At 59.8% G+C, this 5,956-nt stretch carries 8 protein-coding genes and 1 tRNA gene; 3 read left to right on the plus strand and 6 right to left on the minus strand.

The annotated features are described in order from the left end of the window. Positions 1 to 372: 372 nt before the first annotated feature. Positions 373 to 816, minus strand: a complete 444-nt coding sequence (locus tag AXF19_RS04000) for an Rrf2 family transcriptional regulator (RefSeq protein WP_172837360.1) — start codon at positions 814 to 816, stop codon at positions 373 to 375. Positions 817 to 914: 98 nt separating this feature from the next. Next, on the minus strand, positions 915 to 1,436 hold the full coding sequence (locus AXF19_RS04005) for a hypothetical protein (protein ID WP_066845370.1): 522 nt from the start codon (positions 1,434 to 1,436) through the stop codon (positions 915 to 917). A gap of 225 nt (positions 1,437 to 1,661) precedes the next feature. On the opposite strand from AXF19_RS04005, the gene AXF19_RS04010 reads away from it, so the two are divergent. The 3 genes from AXF19_RS04010 to AXF19_RS04020 all read left to right on the plus strand — a co-directional run bounded on the left by AXF19_RS04010 (position 1,662) and on the right by AXF19_RS04020 (position 2,309). Beyond that, a complete protein-coding gene (locus AXF19_RS04010) occupies positions 1,662 to 1,877 on the plus strand; it encodes a DUF1659 domain-containing protein (RefSeq protein ID WP_066845372.1) in 216 nt (71 codons plus the stop codon). 36 nt (positions 1,878 to 1,913) lie between these two features. Then, on the plus strand, positions 1,914 to 2,132 hold the full coding sequence (locus AXF19_RS04015; protein ID WP_066845374.1) for a DUF2922 domain-containing protein: 219 nt from the start codon (positions 1,914 to 1,916) through the stop codon (positions 2,130 to 2,132). 100 nt (positions 2,133 to 2,232) lie between these two features. Continuing rightward, a tRNA-Arg gene (locus tag AXF19_RS04020) sits at positions 2,233 to 2,309 on the plus strand. Positions 2,310 to 2,367: 58 nt separating this feature from the next. Here AXF19_RS04020 and AXF19_RS04025 read toward each other — a convergent pair. The 4 genes from AXF19_RS04025 to AXF19_RS04040 form a co-directional block, all read right to left on the minus strand. Beyond that, entirely contained in the window at positions 2,368 to 2,646 is a 279-nt protein-coding gene (locus AXF19_RS04025) for a zinc ribbon domain-containing protein (protein WP_066845376.1), read from the minus strand. A 45-nt stretch (positions 2,647 to 2,691) separates the two neighbouring features. Then, positions 2,692 to 3,789, minus strand: coding sequence for a DUF805 domain-containing protein (locus AXF19_RS04030; protein ID WP_066845378.1), 1,098 nt, complete (start codon positions 3,787 to 3,789; stop codon positions 2,692 to 2,694). Then, a complete protein-coding gene (locus tag AXF19_RS04035; protein WP_066845380.1) occupies positions 3,786 to 4,199 on the minus strand; it encodes a DUF805 domain-containing protein in 414 nt (137 codons plus the stop codon). The genes AXF19_RS04030 and AXF19_RS04035 overlap by 4 nt, the downstream gene beginning before the upstream one ends. Positions 4,200 to 4,603: 404 nt before the next feature. After that, a partial coding sequence (locus tag AXF19_RS04040) for a GGDEF domain-containing protein (RefSeq protein ID WP_066845382.1) occupies positions 4,604 to 5,956 on the minus strand: 1,353 nt, incomplete at its 5' end.

Below are 5,956 nucleotides of genomic sequence, written 5' to 3' on the forward strand. Positions count from 1 at the left end.
TCGTTCGCTGAGGGAATCACGGACTCATTCAGCCATTCATCTTGGCACATCTTTTCCGCCCTCTCTGCGTCGATAAATCCTCAGCATAGCCACCGCTATGCCTGCGGTTTATCTTCTTGACAGGACGAAAAATCTGCACCAATCTGAACGGCATCATTGAGTTCGTGATTCCCTAATACCTGCGGACTTCTTAAACGCGCTTCGCTTGAACGAAAGAAATCCGCAGGGGGCGAGTCGAACGCTTTTCTCCGCTTGCTCCACTAGGGTTTGCTTTGGAGCATCGCACATCGCTATTTCCGATTTTCCGTAACATATGACAAAGAGCCGTCATTATGCCCTTGCTCCGCTAGGGGCGCTTAGGGGAGTCGCAGTTCAATTTTCGGCAGATACCTCCGCCCGCGCCTCCTGTATGACGTCGGCGAGGGTTGTCTGCTGCATCTCGCGTTCCATCGCGCGTTGGATGGCGGTGAGGTGGCCGTCGAGGATGTTATGGATGCTGCGGCCGACGGGGCAGGCGGGGTTTGGGTTCTCGTGGAAGCTGAAGAGTGTGTCGTCACCGATGCTCTCGACGGCGCGGAAGACGTCGGCGAGGGTGATGCCGGCGAGGGGGCGTGCGATGTGGGCGCCACCCTCGCGTCCGCGTGCGACGGTGATGAGTCCCGCGCGGCGCAGCTGTCCGAGGATGCGGCGGATGACGACGGGATGCGCACCGATGCTGCCCGCGAGGCTCTCGCTCGTGGCGGGGGCGTCGTTGCCGTAGAGTTCGACGCAGATGAGGATGTGGATGGCGATGGTGAAGCGGCTTGAGATTTGCATATTGTACCCTCCGTTGTTCTGTATCTGTATCATACAATGAATGAAGGGAAAATGCAAGAGGGTTCGCTTAAGGACACATCATCTCTAACGGTGCCTTCTCAGCCCAGCTCCTCCGCCGAGCGCAGCTGGCGGCGCACGTCGAGGAGGAGTTTGTAGTGGACGGCGCGCCCCTCCTGCACGAGCTTCTTTACGGTGGGCGGCTGCCAGAGGGTGTGGATGACGGCGCCGCTCGTGAGGGCAACGTCGGTGCCGCGCGTGCTGTGCGCGACGAGCGGGGCGCGTGCGATGTTGATGTAGCCAAGTCTGCCGCAGCGCTTCTGTACGGGGCGCATCATGAGGGGCGCGAGGACGCAGCCGTGCAGGATGGGGAGGATGATGTTGCGGCGGCGTGCGAGCAGACGCGCGGCGTTCCTGCGGATGAGGCGGATCTCCTTGTCCTCGCGCTCGGCGAGGCAGGAGAGGACGTATTCGGTGGTTGCGGGGAGCTGCAGTCTGTCCCCTGCGGCGGTATGGACGACGGTCTCGCCGGAGCCGTTTGCGCCACTGTCGGGTACGAGTGCGAGAATGTCCGCTGCTGCGGGAAGTCTCTGCATGAGGATTTCTCTCTTCGTCCGGTTCATTTCGGATCTCCTTTCATTCCCTATGGGCGGTTTGCCGCCCATCCTGCCTGCCGCCGGCGCAGCGCACAGGCACGATACGATCACCTGTTCCTTTCTGAGATGTATTATATAGAATTTTTGTTCGTGTGTAAAGAAAATTTTAAAAGGACTCCTCTTTTTTCCGCTTACGGCAGGTATTCATGTGTAAAGCGCTTACGGAGTACAGAAGGAAAGGAGTTGATCCACATGGCACGCAAAGATGCAGTGAGCAAGGTTACGCTCAAGGTGACGACGGGTGTCGGCGCGGACGGCAAGACGCTCTACAAGAACCGCACGATCAGCGGGATTGCGCCGAGCCTCACGGATGCGGATGCGCTGACGGTGGGCCGCGGGTTCGCGGCTCTGCAGAAGCACGGGCTGAGCCTCGTGACGCGCACGGACACGGCTGTCCTCGAGGACTGAGGACGGGATTAGTACGATAGAAAGGAGGGAGTTCATATGTCGACGAAGAAACAGCTGCGCATGACGATGAAGATGTCGAGCGGCAAGGAGATGACGGTGAGCCTGCTGGATCCGAAGGACGGTCTGACGAAGGCAGAGGTCACGACCTGCCTGCAGAATGTCATCGACAAGAAGGCGATTGTCGCAGGCGAGGCGTACCCCGTCTCGGTGAAGGATATCGCGATTCAGACGGTGGATACGGAGAAGCTCGCCTAAGGGCAGTCCGTTGCACGAACCCCGCAGGGATTCCTGCGGGGTTTTTGTATGGCGCGCGGGGCTTGCATATCGCGCGCAAATCTGCTACACTCTACCCGATGCGGTTGTAGCTCAGATGGATAGAGCATCTGCCTCCTAAGCAGAGGGTCGCGCGTTCGACTCGCGCCAATCGCACCATTTCTTTGATATGAAAAAACGCCCCGACGCTTACCGGGGCGTTTTTGTATGAGCAGATTCAGCCTTTGCCGAAGCCGAAGAGGGATTTGAGTTTACCGCCGATGCCGGAGGGTTTTTCCTCACCTGCAATGACGTTGTCATCATCAGATACGTTGTCATAGAGGTCGCTGTCCATGACTTTGCGTGGTTTGGCGTCATTACGGCTCTCCGTGTCGTCGTCGCCGAGGTCGAAGCCCGCGCCGTAGTTCGGGGAGAATCCCGTGATGATGGGGATGCCGCAGTTCGGGCAGGCATTTGCGGAGGAGGGGACGAATTTCGTGCATTTGGGACAGAACATAGTTGCCTCGCTTTCTCTATGATGCTGGTGAAATACGATACGGTATCATGACAACGGACTGACAATATCCTCCTTATCTCTATCCAGCAGACGGATGATGCCGATGAGGGCGAGGATGCCGCAGACGGTGGAGAGGGTGAGGAGGACGTCGCCGTCTCCGCTGACGGAGAGGAGACCTAAGAAAAAGTCAGGGCTGAGGGTCTCCGGGTCGATATAGCCCCACATGGCGAAGAAGGGGGTGATCTTCCATGAGACGAGGATGTTCTGCAGGAAGGGGGCGTAGATGAGCGCCGCTTCCCATCTGCTCCTGCCGAGGGTGCGCAGACGCGCGAGGATGAGGGGCAGGAGGACGAAGGGGGACAGCCCGGGGATGAGGAAGACGATGAAGAAGTCCCCGCCGGGGGGGAGGATCTGCAGCCCCGCGAGGATGAAGGCGATGGGCATGATGACGCTCTGCCCGATGGAGGGGACGAGGAGTCCGGCGACGGCGAGGAGGATGAGGGTGCGCCTGATGAAGGGGGCGCGCGCTATGCCGCCCTGCATGGGGAAGTATGCCGCGCGGACGGAGGGAAGCTGCTCCTCGATGGGCGGTTCTCCGTAGCGGTTCGCCAGAGGGTCGCCCTTTTTGAGGAAGACCCATGCGCCAAAGAGGGCGAGGACGAGCATGGCGATGAAGACGAGGGCGATGTAGATGAATACGAAGCCGCCGATCGCGAACGCCATCTCCTCGGCGGTGACGAAGCCGAGGTCGAGGTTGTAGCCAAGACCCTCCATCAGCACGGCGATGATGAGGAGGGAGAAGACGGACAGGCCGACGGGGAGGAGGCTTGCGAGGAGGAGGGGAAAGGCGAGCGGGCCGCTGTGCCCCATGTCGTGCAGACGCCTGACGGTGGCGGGGATGGCGGCGAGCGGGAGCGCGCAGTAGACGAGGGTGAGGATGAGGGCAGCTCCTGCGATGAGGAGCCCCCAGAACGGGGCGGTCGGCTCGCGGAAGAGGATGACTGCAGTTGTGTGGGCGGCGGGCAGGAGGATGTAGAGCGCGATGCTGAGGATGAGGAATGCGCCGCCGAACAGTGCCGCAATACTGAGTGCGTAGTCGCGGCGCGTGAGTCTGCCCGACATGGAGAAGATGGCATTGTTCATGAGGATGCTCCGTAGGCGCCAAGCGGATCGGGTCCGTAGGCGTTGTCGCCCTCTGTGCCCTGCTTGAAGAGGATGTAGAGGATGAATCCGAGGCTGACGAGGGGGATGAGGGCGAGCAGGACGAACCAGCCCGAGAGTCCGATGTCGTGGAGGCGGCGGATCATGAGCATGTAGCTCGATACGGTGATGGGGAGGCTCGCGAGTGTGAGGAGTCCGACGGCGGCGTTCGCTTCCTCGGCGGTGTCGGACGCGGGGATGCCGCTGGTGGCGGCGAGAGCGATGAAGAAGATGATGTAGAGGAGGAAGCCGCCGACGCTGAGGGCGAGGAGGCGGTTGATGAAGCGCTTGCGGTTGAGGCGTCCGCGCCACCGGAAGAAGTTTTCTTTGAGGCCGTTGTCGATCTGGTGCATGTGATTCTCCTTTTATGAGATGGTTGAAAACGCCCCCATTGTAGCACATCGCGCGGGAATTGGCAAAAAAATGGAATGAAAACGGAGAGAGCGCCGTCTGCGGAAACGGCGCTCTCTCCATTTACGTATATAAAGGTTGTGGTATGGGGGCTGTGTCAATACTACCGTGCATACTCCACGCAAACGCTTAGTTACGCAAGCGGTCGCGTTCTCGTTCGCCTAAATACCTGCGGACTTCTTAAACGCGCTGCGCTTGAACGAAAGAAATCCGCAGGGGGCGAGTCGAACGCTTTTCTCCGCTTGCTCCACTAGGGTTTGCTTTGGAGTATCGCACTGGTACTTTTGCCAATCCAAGGTTTTCCTCAATCGGGCGCATCTTTTCCGCCCACTCTGTCCTATCGCGCCTACGCCGCACCCTCCTCATTCTCGGCGGAGACGGTGTTGCGTCCCTTTTCCTTCGAGAGGTAGAGGGCGCGGTCGGCGCGGTCAATGAGGGCGCGGAGGCGGTCCTTCTTGCCGTGCCAGGTGGATACGCCAAAGCTGAGGGTGACGCCGTCAAGGCTGTGTTCGAGGATGCTGCGGAGGTGTTCGCAGAATGCGACCATCGCCTCGAGGTCGTAGTGCAGGGCGAGCAGGATGAACTCGTCGCCGCCGTAGCGGATGAAGAGGTGGCGGCGGTCGATCTCCTCGTGGATGGTGTCCGCGATCTGCCTCAGGATCCGGTCGCCCGCGAGATGCCCCTTCGTGTCGTTGACGGTCTTGAAGTGATCCACGTCAAAGATGGCAAAGGAGAATTTGAAACCGCGTGCATAGGCGAGGGCAGAGAATTTGGCAAAGCCTTCGCCGAGCTGGTGGCGGTTGTAGCAGCCCGTGAGGAAGTCCCGCTGTGCCTCGTTCTGCGAGATCTCGAGCTCGCGGACAAGCTCCTCGTTCTGCTCTGCGAGCGCAGCGTCCCGCAGCATCTGCTCACGGATGGTATAGAAGATGAAGGGGATGCTTGCGTAGATGGAGAAGACGGTGGTCGAGAGCATGACGGAGAGCTGATGATACTCCCAGTGCAGGGCGTCGATGCCGCCGAAGATGACAATCGCTGTCATGGCAAAGGTGCCGTAGCGGCAGCCGGGATGATGCGCCCAGCTCGAGCGGGCGAGGGTGTAGATGAGCAGGAGGCACCCGACGAGGAGCAGAGGGTAGAAGAGGAAGAGCATGTTCATGTAACCGTCAAGCCCTGTAATCTCCGTGATGGTTGCCGTGACAAACAGGGCGGCGAACACGCTCATGGTTGTCTTGACGCGCGCAATGTAGCGCGGCGAGACGATCTCCTGGGTAATTTTTGCGCAGAAGATGGGCATGAGGTAGAGGGTGACGAGGTGGAGTTCCCACCAGAAATTCGCCATGCCGTACATGCGCGAGAAGAAGGAGGAGCTGCCCGTCGTCCACAGGATGAAGGTCGCAAGATAGCCGATGAGGTAGAGCTGCATGCGGCGGCGCCGTGCATGTGAGCCGCGCCATGCGAGATCCATGATGAGGAAGACGATGAGCGCAACGGCGACCGAGAGGCTCGAGATGTAGATGGCATCGGCGAGGCTGAGGTTGCGCAGGAAGAGGCGGGATGAGCCGATCATGAAGTAGTCGATGCTGCCGAGCCAGTTCGGATAGCCCGAGTGTAGCATGATTGTGAGCCGCTTGCCCGCGAGACTCTGGTCGATGTGGACGTAGTGGAATGCACGCCCGCGCGAATCTGTAAGCTGACTCCA

Origin of the sequence: Selenomonas sp. oral taxon 126 (genome assembly GCF_001683335.1) — a bacterium.
Classification (GTDB): Bacteria; Bacillota; Negativicutes; order Selenomonadales; family Selenomonadaceae; genus Centipeda.

Coding starts and splice junctions, on each gene's coding strand:
- AXF19_RS04005 (WP_066845370.1), bottom strand. CDS start 1,436: ATGAACCGGACGAAGAGAGAAATCCTCATGCAGAGACTTCCCGCAGCA.
- AXF19_RS04000 (WP_172837360.1), bottom strand. CDS start 816: ATGCAAATCTCAAGCCGCTTCACCATCGCCATCCACATCCTCATCTGC.
- AXF19_RS04035 (WP_066845380.1), bottom strand. CDS start 4,199: ATGCACCAGATCGACAACGGCCTCAAAGAAAACTTCTTCCGGTGGCGC.
- AXF19_RS04025 (WP_066845376.1), bottom strand. CDS start 2,646: ATGTTCTGTCCCAAATGCACGAAATTCGTCCCCTCCTCCGCAAATGCC.
- AXF19_RS04010 (WP_066845372.1), top strand. CDS start 1,662: ATGGCACGCAAAGATGCAGTGAGCAAGGTTACGCTCAAGGTGACGACG.
- AXF19_RS04015 (WP_066845374.1), top strand. CDS start 1,914: ATGTCGACGAAGAAACAGCTGCGCATGACGATGAAGATGTCGAGCGGC.
- AXF19_RS04030 (WP_066845378.1), bottom strand. CDS start 3,789: ATGAACAATGCCATCTTCTCCATGTCGGGCAGACTCACGCGCCGCGAC.